Annotated in this window: 21 protein-coding genes; 9 read left to right on the top strand and 12 right to left on the bottom strand. The window is 37.6% G+C overall.

The features are described 5' to 3' along the window. Window positions 1-49: 49 nt before the first annotated feature. Complete coding sequence (locus G4D63_RS16150) at window positions 50-667, bottom strand: vWA domain-containing protein (RefSeq protein ID WP_163180718.1); 618 nt, start codon at window positions 665-667, stop codon at window positions 50-52. Between the two features lie 100 nt (window positions 668-767). On the opposite strand from G4D63_RS16150, the gene G4D63_RS16145 reads away from it, so the two are divergent. Then, window positions 768-1,256: a hypothetical protein gene (locus G4D63_RS16145; RefSeq protein WP_163180717.1), complete on the top strand. Its 489-nt coding sequence runs from the start codon at window positions 768-770 to the stop codon at window positions 1,254-1,256. A 108-nt stretch (window positions 1,257-1,364) separates the two neighbouring features. On the opposite strand, the gene G4D63_RS16140 is transcribed toward G4D63_RS16145, so the two are convergent. The 5 genes from G4D63_RS16140 to G4D63_RS16120 form a co-directional block, all read right to left on the bottom strand. Next, on the bottom strand, window positions 1,365-2,237 hold the full coding sequence (locus G4D63_RS16140; protein ID WP_163180716.1) for an SMP-30/gluconolactonase/LRE family protein: 873 nt from the start codon (window positions 2,235-2,237) through the stop codon (window positions 1,365-1,367). A 46-nt stretch (window positions 2,238-2,283) separates the two neighbouring features. Further along, window positions 2,284-3,252, bottom strand: coding sequence for a TRM11 family SAM-dependent methyltransferase (locus G4D63_RS16135; RefSeq protein ID WP_239586003.1), 969 nt, complete (start codon window positions 3,250-3,252; stop codon window positions 2,284-2,286). A gap of 125 nt (window positions 3,253-3,377) precedes the next feature. Next, window positions 3,378-3,578 (bottom strand): cold-shock protein, encoded by a 201-nt coding sequence (locus tag G4D63_RS16130; RefSeq protein ID WP_163180715.1) that lies wholly within the window; start codon window positions 3,576-3,578, stop codon window positions 3,378-3,380. A gap of 299 nt (window positions 3,579-3,877) precedes the next feature. Then, the gene (locus G4D63_RS16125) at window positions 3,878-4,249 is read right to left on the bottom strand and encodes a hypothetical protein (protein ID WP_163180714.1); all 372 of its coding nucleotides are present in this window, start codon (window positions 4,247-4,249) and stop codon (window positions 3,878-3,880) included. 237 nt (window positions 4,250-4,486) lie between these two features. Continuing rightward, window positions 4,487-5,692: a TolB family protein gene (locus tag G4D63_RS16120; protein ID WP_163180713.1), complete on the bottom strand. Its 1,206-nt coding sequence runs from the start codon at window positions 5,690-5,692 to the stop codon at window positions 4,487-4,489. A 318-nt stretch (window positions 5,693-6,010) separates the two neighbouring features. Between G4D63_RS16120 and G4D63_RS16115 the strand changes: the two genes are divergently transcribed. The 6 genes from G4D63_RS16115 to G4D63_RS16090 all read left to right on the top strand — a co-directional run bounded on the left by G4D63_RS16115 (window position 6,011) and on the right by G4D63_RS16090 (window position 14,268). Next, complete coding sequence (locus tag G4D63_RS16115; protein WP_163180712.1) at window positions 6,011-7,129, top strand: Fe(3+) ABC transporter substrate-binding protein; 1,119 nt, start codon at window positions 6,011-6,013, stop codon at window positions 7,127-7,129. A gap of 82 nt (window positions 7,130-7,211) precedes the next feature. After that, on the top strand, window positions 7,212-8,852 hold the full coding sequence (locus G4D63_RS16110) for an ABC transporter permease (protein WP_163180711.1): 1,641 nt from the start codon (window positions 7,212-7,214) through the stop codon (window positions 8,850-8,852). A gap of 104 nt (window positions 8,853-8,956) precedes the next feature. Continuing rightward, window positions 8,957-9,667: an ABC transporter ATP-binding protein gene (locus G4D63_RS16105; protein WP_163180710.1), complete on the top strand. Its 711-nt coding sequence runs from the start codon at window positions 8,957-8,959 to the stop codon at window positions 9,665-9,667. 300 nt (window positions 9,668-9,967) lie between these two features. Further along, window positions 9,968-12,217 (top strand): putative bifunctional diguanylate cyclase/phosphodiesterase, encoded by a 2,250-nt coding sequence (locus G4D63_RS16100; protein WP_163180858.1) that lies wholly within the window; start codon window positions 9,968-9,970, stop codon window positions 12,215-12,217. A 24-nt stretch (window positions 12,218-12,241) separates the two neighbouring features. Continuing rightward, a complete protein-coding gene (locus tag G4D63_RS16095; RefSeq protein ID WP_163180709.1) occupies window positions 12,242-13,876 on the top strand; it encodes a thiamine pyrophosphate-binding protein in 1,635 nt (544 codons plus the stop codon). 2 nt (window positions 13,877-13,878) lie between these two features. Then, window positions 13,879-14,268, top strand: a complete 390-nt coding sequence (locus G4D63_RS16090) for a carboxymuconolactone decarboxylase family protein (protein WP_163180708.1) — start codon at window positions 13,879-13,881, stop codon at window positions 14,266-14,268. Window positions 14,269-14,350: 82 nt separating this feature from the next. Here G4D63_RS16090 and G4D63_RS16085 read toward each other — a convergent pair whose 3' ends face one another. From G4D63_RS16085 to G4D63_RS16065, 5 genes are all read right to left on the bottom strand, one after another. After that, window positions 14,351-15,808 (bottom strand): protein adenylyltransferase SelO, encoded by a 1,458-nt coding sequence (locus tag G4D63_RS16085; protein WP_163180707.1) that lies wholly within the window; start codon window positions 15,806-15,808, stop codon window positions 14,351-14,353. A gap of 106 nt (window positions 15,809-15,914) precedes the next feature. Beyond that, window positions 15,915-16,457 carry a flavoprotein gene (locus G4D63_RS16080; RefSeq protein ID WP_163180706.1) on the bottom strand — a complete coding sequence of 181 codons (543 nt, stop codon included), beginning with the start codon at window positions 16,455-16,457 and terminating at the stop codon, window positions 15,915-15,917. A 47-nt stretch (window positions 16,458-16,504) separates the two neighbouring features. Further along, window positions 16,505-18,583: a transglycosylase domain-containing protein gene (locus G4D63_RS16075; RefSeq protein WP_163180705.1), complete on the bottom strand. Its 2,079-nt coding sequence runs from the start codon at window positions 18,581-18,583 to the stop codon at window positions 16,505-16,507. Between the two features lie 204 nt (window positions 18,584-18,787). Further along, window positions 18,788-19,213 (bottom strand): universal stress protein, encoded by a 426-nt coding sequence (locus G4D63_RS16070; RefSeq protein ID WP_163180704.1) that lies wholly within the window; start codon window positions 19,211-19,213, stop codon window positions 18,788-18,790. A gap of 127 nt (window positions 19,214-19,340) precedes the next feature. Further along, on the bottom strand, window positions 19,341-19,778 hold the full coding sequence (locus G4D63_RS16065) for a universal stress protein (protein WP_163180703.1): 438 nt from the start codon (window positions 19,776-19,778) through the stop codon (window positions 19,341-19,343). A gap of 216 nt (window positions 19,779-19,994) precedes the next feature. Here G4D63_RS16065 and G4D63_RS16060 point away from each other — a divergent pair, with 216 nt between their 5' ends. Next, window positions 19,995-20,633 (top strand): SIMPL domain-containing protein, encoded by a 639-nt coding sequence (locus tag G4D63_RS16060; protein ID WP_163180702.1) that lies wholly within the window; start codon window positions 19,995-19,997, stop codon window positions 20,631-20,633. 56 nt (window positions 20,634-20,689) lie between these two features. Here the strand turns inward: G4D63_RS16060 and G4D63_RS16055 are convergent, their stop codons facing one another. After that, the gene (locus G4D63_RS16055; RefSeq protein ID WP_338023993.1) at window positions 20,690-21,502 is read right to left on the bottom strand and encodes an AAC(3) family N-acetyltransferase; all 813 of its coding nucleotides are present in this window, start codon (window positions 21,500-21,502) and stop codon (window positions 20,690-20,692) included. Between the two features lie 229 nt (window positions 21,503-21,731). Between G4D63_RS16055 and G4D63_RS16050 the strand changes: the two genes are divergently transcribed. Beyond that, window positions 21,732-23,141, top strand: coding sequence for a hypothetical protein (locus G4D63_RS16050; RefSeq protein WP_163180700.1), 1,410 nt, complete (start codon window positions 21,732-21,734; stop codon window positions 23,139-23,141). Window positions 23,142-23,149: the final 8 nt, after the last annotated feature.

Raw genomic sequence — 23,149 nt, 5'->3', positions numbered from 1 at the left:
ATAGGTTTATTTTAACATAGGGACATAGGGACAGGCACCTTGTCCCAGATTAGAAAGCTTCGTCAGTGGGAAAAGGTACCCTCGTCCCGATTCTTTTCTCTGAGACGGTTTCGGAAATCATCTCATACATTTTTTCTACTCCTTCAGTTGAGGCTTCGAAGTTATAGGCTGCACTTCTTTCGATTCCTAGACTTTCGGCTTCTTCTGCGGCATCGATATTGGCACCTAGGAATATAAAGTCCCAGCTATACTTCTGCTGTTGATGCTGAATCATTTCTTTTATTTTCTTATACGTAAATTCAGTGCTAGCATTCTCCATTCCATCTGTCGTGATAACAAAAATCACTTTTCCAGGTCTACATTCCTCACTAGTGTTCTTTAGCCTTTGCCCTACCTCTAAAATGGTTTTACCGACTGCGTCTAAAAGGGCAGTGGTGCCTCTTACACTATACTCCTTTTCTGTTAGTCTCCTATTTTTTGCAGAAACTCCATTCCATAACACCTCGTATCGATCATCAAAGAGCACGGTTGTTAGAAAGGTCTCTCCTTCTAACTTACATTGTCTGTCTATAAAGGAATTGAATCCTCCAATTGTGTCACTTTCAAGTCCAGACATGGAACCGCTACGATCAAGTAGGAAAATAATCTCTGTTACGTTTTTGTTCATTTTAGTCATCCTCTCTAATTGTGTTGATAGTATAATAGTAACTAACCACAACCATTTTATGGTCGCCTGCAAAGCGACATTTTACAGGGAGGCAGACTTCATGTTAGATCAAAGAATCCTTACAGAACTAGAGGAGTTTATTCACCTTCATATAAATGCCCCTCTGTTTAGTTTTAATGAAGCAAAGTCTATGGATTATAGTATTAACGAAGAGGTCTATCACAGTGAAATAGATGATTTTATTAACACAAAACGAAAGGAAACCGTTAGTCAGCTTCTATTTAAGCTGATTGATCAAAGGGGAGTAAGTGATACAGAAGTCTATAAAAAAGCTGGAATTGATCGTCGACATTTTTCAAAAATCCGATCTAATCCAAGTTATCGACCTGGGAAAAATACAATGATTTTATTAGCGTTGGCTCTTGAACTCAATCTGGAGGAGACAGAAGATTGGTTAGCTGTTGGTGGGTATTCATTGTCTGACAGTGATACTGGGGATTTAGTCGTTCAGTTTTGTATAAACAAGAAGATCTATGATCTTGATTTTGTAAATGAGGCTTTAGATCATTATGATTTAAAAACTTTATAGATTTTGTAATGAAAAAAATGCTCAAATTCTTGAGCATTTTCCTCTTACTTAATTTCCTAGGGTTAGGTTTATAAAAAAAATCACTATATTATCTATTATTCTCTCAACTCACCCATTAAATTGAAACGTTTTACTACCCTTAATATTCATCTTCAACCTAAATAGCCCACCTGCATGTGGGTACTTCTCCAGATCTTCTTGACTAGTACCGATTCTTGCCGTAGTCACATACAGTTGATCTAGGTTCTCTCCTCCAAATGAACAAGACGTCACGTTGGCTGAAGGAATTGAAATAAATTCAATTTGTTTTCCGCTAGTCGGATTATATCTTGAAATGCCATAGCCACTCCAATGAGCAATCCAGAGCATTCCGTCCTGATCGATTGTCATCCCATCAGGAGATCCTGCTCCTTCTGGAAAAGTAATCACAACTTGAGGGTTATCAATATGGCCTGTTTGTAAACTATAGTCAAAACTGACAACCTGTTGTGTTGGCGTATCAATATAATACATCTTTGAGTAGTCAGGAGACCATGCCATTCCATTAGATATTGTTACATTCTCCAATTTCTTCTCTACCTTTAGGTCTTTATGAAGTACATAAAGTGAACCTTTACCATTAGCACCTTTACCATCCATCGTTCCTGCCCAAAATCTACCTGCAGGATCACATTTTCCATCGTTGAACCTGTTATGTTCTATATGACTTTCAGGGTTATGTATTTTTTCATATTGCTGATGTTCATAATCATAAAAATAAAAACCATTTTGAAGAGCTAAAATAACACCACCGTTATTTCTTGGCGCAATGGCTCCAACTAGTTGATCACTTTGGACTGCTGTATTAATTCCCGTTAGAGGATCATACCGATAAAATTTCTTCCCCACAATATCAACCCAATATAACTTATTGTCCTTTTCATCCCAACTTGGTCCTTCTGCTAACTCAGATTGGCTATCCACTATTAATTCAACAGTCATCTCATAACCTCCTTTAACGGATTGGATTCACTTCGGGATTTATTATTTATTTTATAATCTTCCTGCAGTCAATAACCTGTCTAACTAGCTTTCCTTTTTTCAACTCACAACGATCTTCTATCTGAAAGCCAGCCTCAGCTATTAAAGAATCAATATCTTCAATGGTTACGACTACCAGTTTATCTGCGATTCGGTTTGCACTTTGCAGCATTTCTAGCTGCTCTTCCTTACTAATAACTGAACATAAATTATACGGCATATCTATGATTACCACATCGTATTGCTCCGTTACTTCTCTGATGTCCCTTTTTGCAATGTTACACGCTAGGCCAAAATGAGCTATGTTTTCCCTCGCTCCTGGTAGAACTAGCGGATTAACATCACTTCCTACAATATCAATTCCCATCGACAATGCTTCGACCACTACTGTCCCTATACCGCAACAAGGATCAATCACTTTTACTCCAACTGGATCAGGAACTGCAATATTGGCTACAGCTCTTGCTACACGTGTATTCAGTGCGGTCGAATAGTCATTTGGCTTTTGTTGATGATGTAACCATACCTGCTCACTTTTATGATAGTTACCAAAGATCCAGCGACCTTCTACCACTATCACTCCATAAATATTCTCTGGCTTCTCCAAGTCTGGTTCACCTTGTATACACATTCCAATTTCTCGCTCGATCCTGCGACGTTCAACAAGACCTGTTTTTTCAGAATCTGAAATTTTCTCATCTTTAATATACATTACCTTGAAAGTGGATTCGGAAAAGGGGACGTTCTTCACCTGCTCACGAAGACTCTCCAATGAATCTCCTTCATACCACACATCAATTCGCTCCCTAATAAAAGGGCTTCGACTTGGATCTATTTTAATCGTACTTTCCACTATATGAGAGTCAATCTTGGCTTCTTTTCCAAAAAATGCACGTAACTCCATCGCACATAGGGAAACCTCTTCCCTTCGTGATGCATATGTGTATATATATTTCTGTGAATTATCTTTATTCATTTATAAAACCTCCATACCTATTATAGCCTTTAAGATACAACAAAAGGTAATTATGACTAGCATAATTACCTTTTTTAAAACCAAAAGAAAAAAGGACTCACAAAGTGAGTCCTTTTTCTAACAAATTATAATTTGTTAACGTTAGTAGCTTGAAGTCCACGTTGACCTTTTTCTGTGTCAAATGAAACTTTTTGCCCTTCGTCTAAAGATTTAAATCCTTCGCCTTGGATAGCTGAGAAATGTACGAATACGTCTTCTCCACCTTCAACTTCGATAAATCCGAAACCTTTTTCTGCGTTAAACCATTTTACTGTACCTTGTTGCATGCTTGTTTCCTCCTGGGTGGATCTTAGTCCACATTTATTACTATAATTGCTCAATTAGTTATCAAAGGCGAAAAGTTTAAATACTTTATTCATCCCTACCACACCGAACAAAAATAATTCTTCTTTAGAATAACAGATATACCTCAGATAAGCAAATATAGTATGTAACAATTTAGCCCAGTTAAATGGGACAGGGGGACAGGAACCTTGTCCCTAAAGGGAATAATGTTACTTTTTTACCGAAAAATTCCCATAAAAAAAGCAAAAACATAGGCTGTTTTCACTTTTTTATGTAAAAATTATATAGAAACCTTCGTAACGTTCGTCATTACTTTTTTATCTTTTACTGAAATCTTTTTTGGTTTTTTGGGTGCTACTACACCAAATTCTTCTTGAAGTTCAACTAATTTGATCTGCAGGTAAAATGCTTTTGACTTTTTGTCACCGGCAAGATAACCTTTTAAGATTTTCATCTTATTCTGTGAACTCGTGATTTTCATTTTGTAATCCCACTCGATTTTATTCTTATAGGTAGTGTCCATTTTTTCCTTTAAAGCTAAAGCTTCTGACACAGCTTCCTCGAGTGTGTTAAAAAACGAATTTGTTCTTTTTACGGATTTTTCTTTAAATCCATCTCCTGCTTGAGCCTGATATACCATACTTGTTGTCATGTTCGGTCCCCTTCCATTGTGGTCTCGCCTTCTGCCAATGAGAATGAGCACCAGAAGACCCAGGGTTTATCCCCTTCTAACTAGTATATCCTAAACTTCCAATAACTACTACTTTTGAGGGTAAATAGTTTTTCTTTATTTTGAATTTCTTTAATTATTAGAAATTACCAAACTTTAAATCACATTCAATGTAAGCTAAGTTTTTTTGTAAAAAACGAAGACGTAGCACGTCCCTATTTATTTCTTATGAAAAAACACCGGGTCTCCCGCTACATTTTCAAGCCAAATCTTTGATTTACCCATTAATCCATGCTGAATCCATACATCTCCAATATCTTGGTTAGTTGTGTTACGATACCAAGTTATGTTTGAGCCAATTACCTGAGGACTCCTATCCATTTCACCTTTTTTCGGAAAAGTAATCTGAGTCTGTTTATTCGTTTTCAAATCAATAGCATATAAGCTTGTATACATAATCGGCACTGGCCCTTCATCCCACTGCTTATTTTCTTTTGCGCGAGCAACGATGATTTCATCTTTGGAAAACCAATCTATGCCAAGGTCAACAAATCCATTGGGGGTATATTCCCTTTGTTGATGTGAAATTGGGATGTCAGCAATTGTTGCTTTCTTATCCTCCACATAAAATCTTCCTTCACCTGAGATATATGCTAATTTCGTTTCAGATGGTGACCATTTAAACCAGTCTGCATTGTTAAGCATTTTACCGACTGCTTGAAACTTTGCTGCTTCTTTAGATAACACACATAACGTATTGCTATCTGCAGACCAAGAAGCAGTTGGAATAGCAATAAAGCTCAACCAATTGTAATCTGGGCTCCACTTAAAATATGCAGCGTTTATCGCAAATAAATCAGTCTCATTGGTTTCGATCGTGTAAAATGGCTTCACCTTACTCCCATCAAGGTTGGCATCAATGGGAACTTTATATAAGTGAATCGGTCCCCATCCAGTAGGTCTCAAGCTCGCCTGAGAGGAAATAATAAAACCCTTTCCATCTGGAAGCCACACAAAATCACCTGTGCCTAGGGAAACATTTTGAAATCCTTCAGGACGACTATTTTTTGTCCTTGTTACGTTTAACACCCCACCAGCATTGTAAGCAAGTTGGTTAGAAACAGGAGACCATTGAAAATCCCTAGTTTGGATTGTTTCATAAGGCTGGTAGCTCATTTTCTCTTTCGTATCATACACAAACAAGTAGGTCTGATCATCACGGTCTAAATAGGCTATAAATCGTCCATCATATGACCATTTAGGCGAGCTAACATTCCTACCCTTTGTGAGCTGACTTTCTTGTTCTCCTTCCACCAACCAAAGCTGTTGATCTCGAATAAATACAGCCTTTATTGGTGCTTCAGCTGACACTGACGTTAGCGGACTAAAAATGATCATGAACAAAAAAAGAACCCAAAATCTCATAGAACACCTCCTAGGGATAGGATATCCGAATTTTGGGTTAACATGTTTTATTGACTTATAATATATGGGTCTTTAAGGATTAAAATTGGGACACTGTACCTGTCCCTTTGTCCCATTTAAAAATGAGTAGATATAATCAATTACACAACATTACTAAATACCTACAAAAATTTACTTTTTTGGTAATACTTTTTTATTTATAAAAAACCTAACAAATTTTTATTATAATCTATTGACACAGATAATCATTCTCATTTATAGTGATAAAAGTGATAGTGATAATTGTTATCAATACAAAAAGGATTAAGGGGTGTACCAATGAAGAAGTCATCATTTTTATGGAGTTCTGTGTTTGCACTATTGTTAGTATTTAGTTTACTGGCAGGTTGCTCAAGCACTGAAGAGACAGCAACACCAGCAGAAGAAAAGGTAGAAACTAAGACTGAAGAAACTACTGCTGCTACTGAAGAAACGAAGGAAGATCCAGGTGAATTAAACCTTTATACGGCTCGTCATTATGATACTGATGATGCCATTTATGCGGCTTTTACTGAAGAAACAGGTATTAAAGTAAATGTAATCAAAGGTGAAGGCGATGAATTAATGGAACGTCTTACACGTGAGGGTGAAGCTACTCAAGGTGATGTATTTATCACAGTTGATGCAGGGAACCTACATAGAGCTAAAGAACAAGATTTATTCCAACCAATTGTAAGCGAAACTGTAAATAGTAACATCCCAGCTAAGCTTCGTGATGCTGATAATCAATGGGTAGCTTTAACACAGCGCGCTCGTGTGATCGTTTATTCGAAAGACCGTGTGAATCCTAGTGACCTATCAACCTATGAAGCTTTAACAGATGCAAAGTGGCAAGGAAAAGTTTTAATCCGTTCTTCTGAAAACATTTATAACCAATCTTTACTAGCTTCTTTCCTTGAGTTAAATGGAGAGGAAAAGGCAAAGGAATGGGCTACTGGAATTGTAGCAAACATGGCAAGAGAGCCTAAAGGTGGCGATACTGACCAAATTAAGGCAGTTGTTGCAGGTGAAGGTGATGTAGCCATTTCAAATACGTACTATGTAGGAAGATTAATCAACTCTACAGATCCTGAAGATGTAAAGGTTGCTGAACAGGTTGGTGTGTTCTTCCCTAACCAAGATACAAATGGAACTCACGTAAACGTAAGTGGAATTGGTCTACTAAAGCACGCTAAAAACACTGAAAACGCAGTTAAGTTTATTGAATTTATGACAAGTGCTAAAGCACAAGGTTCTTTTGCAGAAGGAAATAACGAGTACCCTGCTAACCCTAGTGTAGAAGCTTCTGAAACATTAAAATCATGGGGCGAATTCAAAACACAAGAAATCGATATGACGATTCTTGGTGAAAAGAACGCTGATGCTGTAAAACTTTATAATGAAGTAGGCTGGAAGTAATACAATAAAGCTATTCAAAAAATGCCGTATCATTTAATAATGATACGGCAATTAGTCTTTTAAACTACAAGAAGGATGTGTAATGCACTTGAAACTGCTAGTACGTAATATAAAAATGCAATATAACAACTGGGCAGTTTTAAGCCTGCTATTGATTGGAATCCTGCTTCTTCCTACCCTATCCATCGGAGTTAAATTTTTCTCTAAGCCGAACGAAAACTGGTATCACATTCAAGAGTTTTTACTTGCTCAATATATTCAAAACACCCTTATTCTCATCATCTTTATAAGTCTATTCACTATACTTATTGGAGTAAGTTTAGCATGGATTACATCAGTCTATGAATTTCCATTTAGAAGGTTTTTTAAGTGGGGACTGATCTTACCATTGGCAATTCCACCTTATATTGGTGCATATACCTACAATGGGATGTTGAATTATACCGGAATTATACAATCTACTCTACGAAATTCCTTTGGGATTAAGGTGGATCAAAAATACTTTGATATTATGACCATGCAAGGAACCATCTTTATTTTTACTGCATTCCTATTTCCTTATGTCTACATCATAACAAAAGCATTTTTAGAGAATCAGTCTTCCGCCCTTGTTGAAAATGCAAGATTACTAGGAAGTAATTCGATTGGTGTGTTTTTCCGAGTTGTCTTACCGCTATGTAGAACTGCCATTATTGGTGGAGTAAGCTTAGTCATATTAGAGGTTCTAAATGATTATGGTGTGGTAAAGTTTTTTGGCATTCAGACCTTTAGTACTGCCATTTTCCAAGCCTGGTTCGGAATGGGAGATCTAGATTCAGCTATTAAGCTTGCGGGTGTTCTAATGACAATCGTCGTCATTATTCTAGTCTTTGAAAAAATAGCGAGAGGTAGAAAAAAGTACAGCTTCTCCACTACAAAGGTACGGCCACTTCAACCATATATTCTCCCGAAATGGAAGGGGTGGTTACTGTTTGGTTATGCCTTCACCATTTTTTCATTAGGTTTTGTTATTCCTTTATTACAGCTCATTTATTGGTTGTTCATGACCTATGAGCGCATTATAAGTCCTGACTTCTTAACACTAGTTTGGAACTCTTTGTTTGTTGCTAGTATTTCTGCAGCTATCATTATAATCATTTCATTAATCATTGCTAATTTTAGTCGTCTCTCACATAGTGTGACAGCAAAATTACTCTCAAAGGTCACTGTGCTTGGTTATTCTATACCAGGCACCATTATTGCGATTGGCGTATTAACCGTATTTATTGCTTTAGATCACCATCTCTTTACCTTCTATGAAATGATTGGGTTAGAGCCTACTTTGATACTTAGCCTCAGCATCGTCATGCTCATATTTGCCTATATTATTCGTTTTCTAGCTATAGGTTATAACTCAGTAGAAGCCGGATTTGATAAGGTTGGGACAACATTTACAGAAGCTTCACGAATGCTCGGACATAACATCACACAATCCTTCTTCAGGGTAGACGTTCGTATGATAAAGGGTGCAGTGTTTGGAGGTTTTATCCTCGTGTTTATCGACATTTTAAAGGAACTACCATTAACACTACTGCTACAGCCCTTTAACTTCTATACGCTAGCAACAAAGGCATTTCAGTATGCAAATGATGAAATGATTCAAGAGGCCGCCTTAGCCTCCCTCCTCATCATCTTACTAAGTAGCCTATCAATCGTAGTATTCCACCGAATCATAGAAAAGTAGTAAAAAGCGCTGGAGCTAGATTAGGGACATAGGGACAGGTACAGTGTCCCAGGGATTGGGACACTGTACCTGTCCCCTCGTCCCACAGAAAGGAGATCGGAATTATGTTTATTGAGCTAAAGGATATTAACTTTAAATATCGTAATGCTAAGGCATTAACTCTCGAGAATATTAATCTTAGTATTAATAAAGGTGAGCTTATTTCGATCCTTGGTAGAAGTGGTAGTGGAAAAAGTACAATTCTACGAGTTATTGCTGGTCTTGAAGTTCCCTGTAGTGGGTCACTTATTATTGGAGATACCACCATGGTAAGTGATTCGTACTTTATCCAACCTGAGAAACGTGGGGTGGGCTTGGTATTTCAAGATTATGCGTTATTTCCTCATATGAATGTTGCGGATAATGTGAAATTCGGTTTAAGAAAAATGAGTAGACAAGATAAGTTACAGCGTTTAAAGGAAGTTCTGGAACTAGTTGGTTTAATGGGGTATGAAAAAAGATATCCCTACGAGCTAAGTGGTGGCCAGCAGCAACGTGTTGCTCTTGCTCGTGCAATTGCACCAAATCCTTCGCTAATCATGTTCGATGAACCATTCAGTAACCTTGATGCAGATCTACAGGTGCAAATTCGCGAGGACCTACGCAGCATCATAAAGAAAGCTAATATTACATCTATTTTTGTCACTCACGATCAATCAGATGCAGCAGCCTTAGCTGATCATATTATCGTGATGGATCAAGGCAAGATAACAAAAACAGGTACACCTAGTGAAATTTTAGGAAATGCGAAAAAGCAAAGTATTTATGGAAGTTAACAACCTATATTAACACCTTAAGAGCCATGTTCATTGAGCTGGCTTTTTTTAACGGAAAAAAACATTAAAAATTTCAAAATACAATCTAGGTCTATACGACTATTTCCCATACAATAATTTAAAACAAATAACAATATTGGTAAAAAGGAACTATATTACCATACATTACCACTGTCCGTTTTTGTAGAATTATGCAGCATTTAGGGACTTTCCCCTGTTATTGGTGGTGACATGTACTATAAATAGAGATATTATAGTATTATAGGAAATTGTCGAATTTTGTGAGGTGAACTGAAATTGATGTTACAAGAGCCAGAGTTTATAACTGCCTCTAAAAAACTGTGTGAGGAAAGTGGAATGGATCCGAATATCATTGCCTCACCAAAAGTGTTTATGACTGATCATGAATTATTCCTTAAAAGAAAGGCTTACACGGAGATTTTGTCTGTTGTTAGCTATTTCTCTAATAAACTATTAGATTCCCTTAAAGGTACACCTATTCTAATCGTAATATCTGATGCTGAAGGGCATCTGTTAGATATGGTCGGTGATGAAACCATTAAACAAACTGTCGAGCATTTTGGCATTAGAGAAGGAAGTCTTTTTACCCAAGAGGATACTGGGACAAATGTGATAAGTCTTGCTCTCCAACAAAGACATCCGATTAGTTTAATTGGTGAAAGTCACTACCACAAATTTCTATTTGAAATTGCTTGCTACGGTGCTGCCTTCCATTATACAGATGAAGATAACTTATTAGGTAGCGTTTGTGTCATGATGCCGATTGTGTTCCAAAACCCTCTCTTCTTGACGATGCTTTCTCAAGTGGTCGATTCAATTGAAAGAGAGTTGCTATTACGTAAGCAAAATAGAAAGCTTAATATTATGAATCAAATTATGTTAAGTAGAACTAGAAATGGAATTGTAATTACTGATGAGAATGGAATTACAACAGAGTTTAATAACTTTGCCCAAGAGATATCAAATCGAAGTAAACGTTCTGTTATCGGAAAAAGCATTTTAAATTCAGAATTAACCGGTCACTATTTTAATCGTGTTCTAAATCAAGAAGAAAAGTTCGAAAATGAAGAGTTAAAGTTTAAAAATATAAATGGCGACCAGGTTGTTTGTTTATTTGATGCACAGCCCATCTATGAAGACCATAAACTGATCGGTGCGTTCGGGCAGTTTAGAAATATTACAGATCGTTATTTAATAGAAGAAAAGTATAATTATTTAGCTTTTCATGATGATTTAACTGGATTACCTAATAGACGTTACATTCAAAAGGAAATTCAAGAAACCATTAAGCAAAAAGAAGCTGACAGTCAAATAAAGCTAGCCATTCTTTATTTAGATTTAGATCGCTTCAAGATTATAAATGACACGTTCGGTCACTCTAAAGGAGATTTGTTACTAACAGAAGTGACAAACCGTTTAATGACTTGCCTTGGTGAGAACGATACGCTTGCCCGAATGGGTGGAGATGAATTTATCTATCTACTGAAGGATTATGAAGATGAAAACTATGTAACATCTGTAGGTAAAAAGGTGTTAGAACAGTTTAATAACCCTTTCCAAGTTAATGGTTATGAGTTTCACACAACGGCTAGTATTGGTGTTGCTGTTTACCCTGAGCAAACCATTTCAATGGAAGAGTTTATGGTACATGCAGATAACGCCATGTACAAAGCAAAATCTCAAGGGAAGAACCAATTTGTATTCTTCTCGCCTGGCATGCTTAATCACTCTGATTCTTATCAAAACCTAAAGTTTGAAACAGAGATTAGCTATGCCCTCAAAAAAAATGAATTTATCTTGCATTATCAACCTCAAGTTTGTAACTCAACTGGGGAAATTGTTGGATTAGAGGCATTAATTCGTTGGAATCACCCAACAATGGGTCTCATCTATCCAGATAAATTCATTTCGTTAGCAGAGGATACTGGCCAAATTTCTCAAATTGGGGAATGGGTCATTAGAGAAGCTTGTATTCAAAATAAGAAATGGCAGGATATGGGGATGAAGCCGGTAAAAGTGGCTGTCAATTTATCAACACAGCAGTTCTTTAAGCATAATCTTGTCTGTTTTGTAAAAGAAGTGTTAGATGAAACCGGGCTAGATCCTAAGTATTTAGTCATTGAAATCACCGAATCCATGGCAGTCGATACAGAGTACTCACTAAATGTCTTAAGAAAGCTAAAGGACATTGGAGTTGGCCTTAGTATTGATGACTTTGGTACAGGCTATAGTTCACTAAAGTACCTTAAGAGTTTTCCTATTGATTATTTAAAAATTGACCGAGCTTTTGTGAGAGATATATTAAATGATAATAATGATGTAAATATTGTAAAAGCAATCATCACCTTGGCACATAATCTCCAGCTCCGTGTAATCGCAGAGGGCGTGGAAACTAAAGAACAACTAGAGTTTTTAAAGAAGTATGATTGTGACGAAATTCAGGGTTACTTATTTAGTAAGCCTATTCCAGTTGAGGAATTAGAAAATATACAGGCTCTATTAAGAGAAGAAATTAGGAGTTTGTATTGATTACTGAGAGGATTGATCACAGGAATGGAAAGTTGCGCTCTAGTTTTAGCTAAAAATTTTAAACATTGGGGAACAAATCACATCTTTGGAATTCCTGGAAAAGCCATTTCTCCGATAATATTTGCGACAGACGCATATGATATTGAATTTGTGCTTAGTAAGCACGAGACAGGAGCTGGCTTTTCAGCTGCTGGGTACTCACTAATGAGTGAAAAGTTTGGTGTTGCGATAGGGACTTCTGGACCTGGTGGGACAAATTTGCTCACCGCGGCTGGACAAGCAAAAGCATCAAACATACCCATGCTGATTATTACTGGACATCCAGGTACAAAAGATTCTGGAAAAGCAATGGGACAGGACTCTTCCATATTTGGTACAGATTTAGTAGAAATGTTTAAACCCGTGACAAAGTTTAGCGCTCGAGTAGAACGTGCAGACCTACTTCAAAGATACCTACAACACGCTCTAGAGAAGGCATTTACTGGTGTAAAAGGACCCGTTCACTTGTCTATTGCTTTTGACATATTAATTGAAGAAATTGAACCTTTTGTTGTTGAATTACCTACTCCTATTGAGATGATTTCACCTTCCCTACATGAAGTGGTGGACATGCTAAACGTAGCAAAGCGTCCACTTCTTTACTTAGGAAAAGGAGTACATTCAAGTAGAGCTTATGAAGAGGTTCGCCGCCTAGCTGAAAACTGGAATATACCAGTCATGACGACTCCAGGTGGAAAAGGAACATTTAAGTCTAATCACAAACTATCCTTAGGCGCCTTTGGATTAGGTGGAACGATTGAATCAGCTGAATACCTTCAACAAGGCGTTGACTTAATGATTGTAATTGGTACGAAATTAAGTGACATGTCTATTGCAGGTTTTACAAAGGACTTTTATCCAAAACATGTTATACATTTTGATTATGAACAAACATTTATTGGTAAAACTATTGAAGTCCCTACAACCGCGATCATCGGAGACATTCGTTCCAACCTTTCGTTTATTGTAAGGAACCTAAGAGAAAAAGTTGAGTTAGAATTTATACTTCCTAGGAAAGTCCATCAGTTTGATATGAATGAGCCTAATGAACGAATGACCTCAGAAACAACGTTAAAAGTCATTCGAAACACGTTACCAGATGATGCTATTATTTTCGGTGATGATGGAAGTCATACCTTTTATGGTATAAAGTACTTTGACATCTATGAACCAGGTAGTTTTTTCTTTGACGATATCTTTGGAGCAATGGGGCATGGCATTGGTTACTCAATTGGAGCAAAGCTTGCAGCCCCTGATAAGAATATTGTATGTTTAGTTGGAGACGGTTGTATGTTCATGCACGGAACCGAAATTTCAACTGCATTAAACTATCACTCTCCAGTTCTTTTTTTAGTTTTGAATAATGGGCGATTGGATATGGTTGAAAAGGGAATGCGAAAGATGATTGGAAAATCAATAGGAGCGGTTTATGAAACTCCGTTAAATGCAGCATTATTCGCGCAATCTATGGGACTTTCGTCGTTTAGATGCTATAACCCAGAACAACTTCAGGAAGCTATCCAAGAAGCTTATGTGATCATGAAAGAAATGAATCAACCAGTTGTGGTTGAAATAATGGTTGATGAGAATGAAATTCCACCTACTATGGGGAGGCAGTAAAAATGGATCAAAAAGAAAGATTTCAACTAGGGATGGACGTTTTAGAAAAACTTGTCTCAAAGCAGGCAATTGAGCAAGTACACGAAATGGAAAAGGTATCACCTATTTTCTATGATCTGATTGTTGGCTTTGGTTATGGCGAGCTGTGGGGTCAAGATACAGGGATTACGATGGCTAATCGTTCCATGATTACTATTTCATCCTTAATTACTCAAGGTTCATTCGAACAGTTAGAATTCCATCTTGGAGTTGCTTTAAAGGCAGGACTTTCAAAAGAAGAAATTATCGGAACCATTATTCACCTTAGTGGATACACTGGTTTTCCAAAGGCTGTAAAGGCTATGCAAATGGCACATAAAGTGTTTCAATCTATTGAAGAAACAAACAAGTAATACGCCCGCTTGCTACGTTCTCATTAAGTTCGTTGCAGAGCATACATATAAAAATGCTACCCTATTCGGGGTAGCATTTTTACTATGTTCCACAATACGTTCGGTAAGGACGATTAGAATCTACAGGTAACTTACAATATTCAGTTTGGTCAGGGACGTGGGCAAACGGCTTGGAAAGTACATCTAAAAGTCGATGCATAACAGTGAAGTCTCCATTTATTGCTGCTTCTAAAGCCTCTTCCACCCGATGGTTCCGTGGAATAACAGCAGGATTATGGTTCTTCATTAATTCATGAGCTGACTCCTTTGACTCCTCCTGCTTACCTAGCCTTGCTTGCCAGCGCTTATACCAATCCATAAATTCGGGGACACCAGAGAAGACTGTTTCTTTTACCGTATCGAACGTTAATGCTAGAAAAGTATTTGTATAATCAGCTTTATGCTTCTGCATCAGGTTCAAAAGATCATCAATCAGTGCTTTGTCTTCATCCTCTTCAGTAAATAAACCAAGCTTTGCCTTCATCCCTGGAAGCCAATTCGCATAATATAGATTTGGAAACTCCTCAATAGTGCTCTGTGCGATTTCAACAGCCTGTTCCTGGTTCTCATGAAGAAGTGGTAGCAGTGTTTCAGCAAATCGAGCAAGATTCCAAGCAGCGATGGGAGGCTGATTTCCATAAGCATAACGACCCTCTCGATCAATGGAACTAAATACGGTTGCTGGGTCATATGTATCCATAAAAGCACAAGGGCCATAATCAATGGTTTCACCACTAATCGTCATATTATCAGTGTTCATGACTCCATGAATAAATCCTACTAACTGCCACTTTGCAATAAGTGAAGCCTGACGTTTCATTACTTCCTTAAGTAGTGAAAGATATCGGTTTTCATCATCTAGGATTTCTGGATAATGTCGTTTTAATGTGTAGTCAGCTAATGCTTTAAGATCTTCTACTGTCCCTAAGTGTGCAGCATATTGAAAAGTCCCTACTCGTATATGACTGGCTGCCACACGTGTCAAAACCGCACCGGGTAATGCGGTTTCACGAACTACAGATTCTCCGGTTGAAACCACTGCTAAACTTCGAGTGGTTGGTATCCCTAGCGCATACATGGCCTCACTTATAATATATTCACGTAGCATAGGTCCTAGTGATGCACGTCCATCACCCCCACGAGAATAGGGCGTCCGACCAGATCCTTTAAGCTGGATATCAAATCGCTCTCCTGTAGGTGTAATTTGCTCACCAAGTAGCAAAGCTCTTCCATCTCCAAGCTTATTTAAATGTCCAAATTGATGACCTGCATAAGCTTGGGCAAGAGGTTCAGCACCTTCAGGTATCGAGTTTCCAGCCCCAACTGATATTCCTTCTTCACTTTGTAGCACTTGGGCATTTAACCCTAAGGTCGATGCCAAGGATTCGTTGAAAATGACCAGTTGTGGTGAACGTACTGGGGTTGGCTTATATCTAGTAAAAAAAGTATCCGGTAAAGTGGTATAGCTGTTTTCTAAATTCCATCCTATACTGGTTGTCATTTAATCACCTTTATTATTGAGGTTTGGTTGCATAACTTCTTAGTTTAATGTCTGCTTATGATCAGTTATTATACCCTTATTAACATTTGTGCATATGTACTAGTAATTATATATAGTCAGCAATAAATCGGCAGGCCTCATTAGGAGACGGAAGTGAACCACCCGTTATGAACGGGCTATTATTATCTAGTTTCGTATCTGAAGCATAGACAATAAAACCATCCTCACGAAGCATCTCTACATTTCGTTGTACACTTTTTTTCCGCCACATTCCTATATACATACTAGGAAAGAAGAGGGTCGGTGACTCAGAAGCTAGTACCGTAGCAGATACAATATCTTGTGAAAAACCATGTGCAGTTTTAGCAATCGTATTTGCTGAAGCTGGCAAAATGACAATCAAATCCGCCCAATGAGTTAGTTCAACATGGGGCATCTTAAACCCACCTTTCTCAGACAAGTCAACAAATACATGGCCATCTATGCTATGTGTTAATGTACTTGCCGGTATAAAGGTTTGTGCAGAAGGTGTCATCATGATATGAATTCTACAGCCAAAAGAGTGTTGCATGGCAGCTATATACGAATGAATATTAGCTAAATTAATTGAACCCGTTAAACCTAATAGAACATTTTTAGGTCGTGACATATTTACTCAACTCCTTCTGGGACAAGGTGCCTGTCCCCTTGTCCCGGTTATTCCTGAATCAGGTCTACAACTTGATCTACAATTTTGATCAGAGTTGCATCTATTTTTTCCTTCCAACCGGGCGCTTCTTCTGTGATTTTTTCTTTTATTTTTTCAACAGATTCTTTTACTGCTTCTTTATATTTTTCATGTTCTATCTTGTCATTACCTGCTAGCCTATCATTGACGGAGGCCACATCAAATTCTTGTGGTTCTGTATGTTTCACTGCTTGTTCCATAATGGCTCGGAAAATTGGTACGACGTTTTCTCCTGTACTATTAGGTAAATAATGCTCTCTGTCCGTTATATCATACCCAAGCCATACAACACCTACAAGATTAGGTGTATACCCGGCAAACCATTGATCCTTTGTTCCCTTAATATCACTGTATGGTAACTGTGTAGATCCTGTTTTACCTGCTAATTCTACACCCTCTAGTTGAGTTCCTTTTCCAGTTCCAGACTCTACAACATATAAAAGCATGGATGTAATTTCGTTTGCGACCACTTTTGATATCACTCTAACACTTGCCGGTTTGTGTTCTGCAATGATATTTCCTGTAGGTCCCACAATCTTTGTAATAAGATGACTATCCTGTTTCATTCCCTTATTAGGAAATACAGAGTAGGCCTCTGCTAACTGTAGTGGTGATACTCCTTTATGCATCCCACCAAGAGAAATTCCTAAATACTCATCTTCCTTTTCAATTGGAATTCCAAATCTCTTGACAGAGTCTAACCCTTTTTGCAAACCAATTTGATCTAAAAGCCATACTGCCGGAACATTTTGTGATATTTGTAGAGCCTCGTACATTGGCATTTCACCTTTAAATTCTCTTGAAGCATTTTGAGGTTGATATTCCCCAAAGGTAATCGGTTCGTCCACTAACATAGAGGTTGTGCCATAGCCAGCTTCTAGTGCAGGACTGTAGACGGCAATAGGCTTTAGAGTAGAACCTGGCTGTGCCTTCATATGAGTTGCTCTGTTAAATCCCCTGAATACATAATCCCCGCGTCCTCCGATTAGTCCTCGGACTCCTCCTGATGCGGGATCAATTAAAACGGCACCACTTTGAACTAATGTTCCTTGCTTTCCTTTTGGAAATAAAGAGTTTTGCTCATACACGTTTTCCAAAGAAGCTTGAATGGACTGATCCATCTCAGTATAAATACGATAACCTCTTGTTAAAATCTCCTCTTGCGTTAGACCATAACGAAGAATAGCCTCATCAATCACTGCATCCGTGTAATAAGGATACTGGCGTTTAATAGCACTTCCTCCGCCATCCTCTAGCGTAATCTCTTCTTTTATTCCCTTGTTATATGCCTCTTTAGATATATAGCCTTGTTCTTGCATCTTTTTTAAGACAACATTTCTTCTTTCCAAAGCCTGATCATAGTTTTTATATGGATTTCGGGCTGAAGGTGCTTGCAATAATCCCGCTAGCATCGCAGCCTCACTAATACTAACATCTTGAATTGGTTTATTAAAATATTTCATCGAAGCTTGGTTGATGCCCCAAGCCCCACTACCAAAATAAACTTGATTCACGTACATTTCCAAGATTTCTTCTTTCTTATAATTCTTCTCTATTTCAACCGCTAAAAAAAGCTCTTCTATCTTTCTCCTATATGTTTTTTGAGGAGAAAGTAAAGCGTTTTTCGTTAGTTGTTGCGTGATTGTACTTCCCCCACCAGTAATTCTACCAGCCACCAAATTTTTGAAAAAGGCTCGAGTCATTCCCCTTATATCAAATCCATTATGCTCATAAAAACGTTGATCCTCAATCGCAATCACTGCATGCTGAACATGCTCAGGAAGCTCCTCATAAAGTACACCTTTTGTCCGATTCGTTACAATCTCACTTGCAACCTCATCATCCTTATCATAAATAACAGTAGCTTGATTCAATCCACTTTTTAACGATTCAATATTCGCCGTTGCTGCCATAAAAGTAAAAAACGCCATCGTAAACAAAATGAACAATAAAAAAAGTAGAAGCAGAATTTTATTTAGTCTTTTCTCTCTCCAAAACCGTCGAATACTCTGATAGACAACGGTTATATAATATTTAATCTTCTCCATAATGATCCTCACATTCCACCAAGTAAACTACTACACTCATATTATATCACCAACGGGACAAGGGGACAGGTTCCTTGTCCCGGGACACGGGGACAGGTTCCTTGTCCCACCTTAAACTAAACAAACCCACCTCGCATCAAAAAGGTGGGTTTGTTTACTCTATACTATTTAGTTTAGCGCTATATCAGAACATAACGTGTGATATTATTTTACGATCAAAACCGGACATTTTGCCATTTGGACCACGTTATGACTCACACTGCCTAAGAAAAATTCTTTAAATCGACCTAAACCTCTACTACCCAAGACGATTGTGTCAACTCCCTTTTCTTCAGCCAATTTGATAATTTGAAGAGAAGGGTCTCCTTCTAGCATATGAACTGATGTTGGATTTTGAACAGAGCTTAACATATCTTTCACTTCTTCTACTAGTAGGCTAGTTTCAGATTCGACAGTCTTTCTTAATTCCTTAAATGAGTATGCATCATAAGCACCTAGATACATCATCACCGTTACAACCTCTAGTTCCGCTTGTTCATGATCTGATACTAGAAATTTAGCATATTCCAATGCTTTTTTACTCAACTCTGATCCATCATAGGCAACAAGAATTTTAGATGGCTTTTCCATTTGGGTCACATCCTTTACTATCTATAACTTTTTAACTGTAAGGAAGAAGACGGCAATTTCTCCTGCTTCTTTTGTTAATTTTTTTAGAATTTCACTGGGACAGTGTACCTGTCCCTCCGTCCCAATATTATTTAATAATAAAAACAGGACATTTTGCCATTTGCACCACGTTATGGCTCACACTACCTAAGAAGAACTCTCTAACTTTTCCTAATCCTCTACTTCCCATGACAATCACATCAAAGTTCTTCTCTTCCGCATATTGAATTATTTGCATAGCCGGGTCACCCTCTAGGATCTGCACACCTGTTTTATTAGGGATACCCTCTAACAGTTGCTTCCCTTCTCTTACTCTAGTATTCGCTGCTGCTTCGGCTACTTTCCTCATCTCCATAAAAGAATACGCCTCATAAGCACCTATAAATGTACTTACAGTCATAACTGTTACAACCTCTAATTCCGCTTTCTCATCATTTTGGACAAGATTTTTTGCATACTCTACTGCCTTTTTACTTAAATCTGAACCATCATAGGCAACCAGAACTTTGGAAAACTTGTTTATCATGAATCACACATCCTCTTCTTATAATCATTCGATAAGATGGTAAAAACTTGGATTCCTTTTCTACACTGATCATAAAGTAGCTGATAGGTTTTTAATGTGATGAATATCACTACTTTTAAAAATAATATTTTTTTTAGCAACCTACTTAAATTAGACATAAATAAATCAGATCTTACATGAGATAAAGTAACGTTATCTTTGAAAGGGGATAGGAATTTGTACAAAAACGTGCAAATATTAACCGTGAATGGCACAGGTAAGGTCTTCATTAAACCGAATGTTGTCAAAATCTTAATAGGAGTTGTTACACAAGGTGTTCAGCTTGTGGATGCTCAGCAGGAAAATGCTGTGATTACTCAACAAGTCATTCAATCTATTAAACAATTGGGCGTTGTTCAGGAGAAAATTCAAACCGAAAGTTATCGTATTCAACCATTATATGAATATCTTGAGGGGAAACAAAATTTCCTGGGTTATGAGGTTTCAAATAATGTGCTAATCAATCTAGATCAGGTATCTCAAGTGGGGGCAGTAATTGATACAGCAGTTGCTAATGGTGCAAATAGAATAAATGACTTCCAGTTTTCTGTTAAGAGCGAGGATATTTACTATCAGGAAGCTTTAAATAAGGCTTTACACAATGCCTTCATAAATGCACAAACCATCATCGGGACAATGGGACTTAGTCTTCATCCCATTCCTTTACACATAAAAGAGATGACTTCAGAACGTCCAGTTCTTCCACAACAATCTCTATACAGTACTCAGATGATCGGCGCTGTTACAACTCCTATTGAACCCGGTCAATTAGAAATTGAAGCAAGACTTGAAGTGAAGTTTTATTATTTTAAGTAAGCCAAAACATCAATAAAGGGTTCATCCTCTATTAATAGAAAACGAACCCTTCCATTTTAATTTATTTGCACGCCTTTATTAAAATATTCTCTCGCAAAATCAACGATCTGTCTTTGTTTCATTAGTTTACAAGTGGCCAATCCAATCGTTGCAACCTTCAATGGGTTGGTTTCTTCAAATTGTTTACCAATGTTCTCAAATATATCTGCATCATATTCAATTTCTTCATACGTTTTCCATACACGTTGACCGTCCTCAATAAGGGCTGCACCTTTTGCAACTCTCTTTCGGTCTTGAATTGAATGCTCAGCCATGTGTAAGGACGTGTTACTGTCATGAGAAACCCCTAGCAATAAAATAGAGCCATCTAATTGATAGATCTTTCCTAATGGTGAATCAGGGCCAAACCCTGATTCCAGAGGTTGTTCAGCTAGTATATAATCCGCATACTTGCCCCATGCAGCAAAGGAATATGCTGGATGTTGGCTTCTTTTTACCCCAGGCATCGTTCTAAAGGTCTCAACGATTTGTCCCATTCCTCTTGATGGGCTGAACTTAGAGTTATATGCAGGCATTTCCTCACGAATCGTAGACCACCATTCCTCTGGTACTGGCGGATTCTGCCAACCTGCCGGATCAGAATTACCACTAGTCTGCGTTGGCATAACAATCGTTCCTTCTTCTCCTACAGTTTTCATTAGAGCATCTACAACGGCAACGGGGCCACCACACACCCACCCTAATGAACTAAGAGATGAATGAACAATAAGAACCATCCCTCTTTCGATCCCTAACTTTCGAAAGTCTTCTTGTAGACTCGTAGCAGTGTTTGGTGAAGGTATTCGTTCAATTGATTTTTTCTCACTCACAATATTCTCTCCCTTTGATATCGGAATTTCTTTAGTCCAACCTGATTTTACCATATATTTGAAAAGGAATTATCCGAAAAACAGATAAAAAGTTGAGATATATGATCTTAAAATCTATATAAATGTAGGAAGTATCTACAATCTATTTTCCGTGCAGAGTACCATCTGAAATTATATACTTAGTAACTAGATTAGTATGTAAATAATACCAATAGGAAGTGTGACATTCGTGAAAGGAAGCAAAGGAACCATTTCTCATTATATAAACAACTTGTTTATTATTGCGCTCGTTTTGTATATTCTTTTATATTTATTATCTACCATATGGGAACATCCAATCATTACAGAAACTCAATCTATAATGGCAATGATCATGTTACTAACCACTTTACTTGTTTTTCCAAAGAGAGGTTTACTTCTTCCTATTCTATTAATAACAATCTCTATTATTATAGTAGTTTCTACCTCCTCATCTCCAATTGCATTATGGATTGGCTTACGTGAGATGAACGCTATTATAACATTGGTTATTTTAATAGGCCTCGTTAGCTGGATGATTAGCCATCGTCCTTATGTAAAGGCTCTAATGTTGCTTGGGAAAAAAAAGATTACAACCCCGACTAGATTCTATTCACTCGTTACTTCTATCACACACTTGATTTCTTCGTTTATGACTGTCGGCGGAATACCATTCTCTTATCAAATGTTTCAGAACATGAAAAAACCTCATGTTACTCAATTACCCTGGGATTTCACTCTTAGTACAGCAGTTATTAGAGGTTTTTCTTTGACTGTCTTATGGACAGCCGTTCATCCTGCCTTTGCTTATGTAGTGGGAGGAACCAATGCACCACTTTTTCCTACTATGTTTAAGGGGTTAGGGCTAGCAATGATTGGGATGGCTCTTAGCATCGGAATTTTCTCGTTACAAAAGTCTAGAAAGAAGGTCGTAGATGAGGTGATACCAGACTTAACTATGAATCCAAAGGAACACCTTAATGGGCTCGTAGGAAAGTTTTTATTTTGGGTTTCTCTTTTAATGGGAGGAATATTTATCACCCATCACTTTTTAAAACTTGATATATTGCTTGCCGTTCCACTAGTAGTTGTAGTAGTTACCACTCTTTACTTTATAAGCAACAGAGCCTTACCACAATATAAAAAACAATGGTTCACTTTCGTAGCCATTGATTTTGGAAAGAAAAAACGAGAAATTTTCCTCATGCTTTCAGCTGGAATATTAGTTGGCACCTTGAAGGAGACCGGTTATGGTCATGATCTTTTTCTATACTTTTTAACAATCGTTGAATGGCTGAATCTAAATATTTTAATGGGGTTAACACTAGTGGTGATCTTGTTAGGATTTTGTGGCTTTCCTCCAATTCCCGCCATGGTTTTACTATCAGGTATACTAATAGATATTCCAGGAGGATACGCACCTGAGTTAGTTGCTCTTTCATTATTACTAGGAGTGTCTGTTACCTTATTTGTCGCACCCGTCACTGTACCACTCCTACTACTTGCTAGTTTAAATGGTCGGAGCCTTTCTGAGGTTGGACTTAGATGGAACATAATATTTGGGATTATTTTCCTTGTTATTGGCTTGGTTTATATTCAGGGTTTGGCTGTATTCAGCTAAAGCAAAAG

Origin of the sequence: Bacillus mesophilus (genome assembly GCF_011008845.1) — a bacterium.
GTDB classification, from domain to species: Bacteria; Bacillota; Bacilli; order Bacillales; family SA4; genus Bacillus_BS; species Bacillus_BS mesophilus.
Note: the sequence above shows the minus strand (reverse complement) of the source record. Positions and strands in the feature narration are given on the sequence as shown.

What these genes read in the sequence shown, in the direction of transcription:
- G4D63_RS16135 (WP_239586003.1), bottom strand. Translation starts at nt 3,252, where the DNA reads ATGAATAAAGATAATTCACAGAAATATATATACACATATGCATCACGA.
- G4D63_RS16115 (WP_163180712.1), top strand. Translation starts at nt 6,011, where the DNA reads ATGAAGAAGTCATCATTTTTATGGAGTTCTGTGTTTGCACTATTGTTA.
- G4D63_RS16105 (WP_163180710.1), top strand. Translation starts at nt 8,957, where the DNA reads ATGTTTATTGAGCTAAAGGATATTAACTTTAAATATCGTAATGCTAAG.
- G4D63_RS16150 (WP_163180718.1), bottom strand. Translation starts at nt 667, where the DNA reads ATGAACAAAAACGTAACAGAGATTATTTTCCTACTTGATCGTAGCGGT.
- G4D63_RS16065 (WP_163180703.1), bottom strand. Translation starts at nt 19,778, where the DNA reads ATGATAAACAAGTTTTCCAAAGTTCTGGTTGCCTATGATGGTTCAGAT.
- G4D63_RS16130 (WP_163180715.1), bottom strand. Translation starts at nt 3,578, where the DNA reads ATGCAACAAGGTACAGTAAAATGGTTTAACGCAGAAAAAGGTTTCGGA.
- G4D63_RS16070 (WP_163180704.1), bottom strand. Translation starts at nt 19,213, where the DNA reads ATGGAAAAGCCATCTAAAATTCTTGTTGCCTATGATGGATCAGAGTTG.
- G4D63_RS16080 (WP_163180706.1), bottom strand. Translation starts at nt 16,457, where the DNA reads ATGTCACGACCTAAAAATGTTCTATTAGGTTTAACGGGTTCAATTAAT.
- G4D63_RS16125 (WP_163180714.1), bottom strand. Translation starts at nt 4,249, where the DNA reads ATGACAACAAGTATGGTATATCAGGCTCAAGCAGGAGATGGATTTAAA.
- G4D63_RS16085 (WP_163180707.1), bottom strand. Translation starts at nt 15,808, where the DNA reads ATGACAACCAGTATAGGATGGAATTTAGAAAACAGCTATACCACTTTA.
- G4D63_RS16090 (WP_163180708.1), top strand. Translation starts at nt 13,879, where the DNA reads ATGGATCAAAAAGAAAGATTTCAACTAGGGATGGACGTTTTAGAAAAA.
- G4D63_RS16120 (WP_163180713.1), bottom strand. Translation starts at nt 5,692, where the DNA reads ATGAGATTTTGGGTTCTTTTTTTGTTCATGATCATTTTTAGTCCGCTA.
- G4D63_RS16140 (WP_163180716.1), bottom strand. Translation starts at nt 2,237, where the DNA reads ATGACTGTTGAATTAATAGTGGATAGCCAATCTGAGTTAGCAGAAGGA.
- G4D63_RS16095 (WP_163180709.1), top strand. Translation starts at nt 12,242, where the DNA reads ATGGAAAGTTGCGCTCTAGTTTTAGCTAAAAATTTTAAACATTGGGGA.
- G4D63_RS16110 (WP_163180711.1), top strand. Translation starts at nt 7,212, where the DNA reads ATGCACTTGAAACTGCTAGTACGTAATATAAAAATGCAATATAACAAC.
- G4D63_RS16145 (WP_163180717.1), top strand. Translation starts at nt 768, where the DNA reads ATGTTAGATCAAAGAATCCTTACAGAACTAGAGGAGTTTATTCACCTT.
- G4D63_RS16075 (WP_163180705.1), bottom strand. Translation starts at nt 18,583, where the DNA reads ATGGAGAAGATTAAATATTATATAACCGTTGTCTATCAGAGTATTCGA.
- G4D63_RS16100 (WP_163180858.1), top strand. Translation starts at nt 9,968, where the DNA reads ATGTTACAAGAGCCAGAGTTTATAACTGCCTCTAAAAAACTGTGTGAG.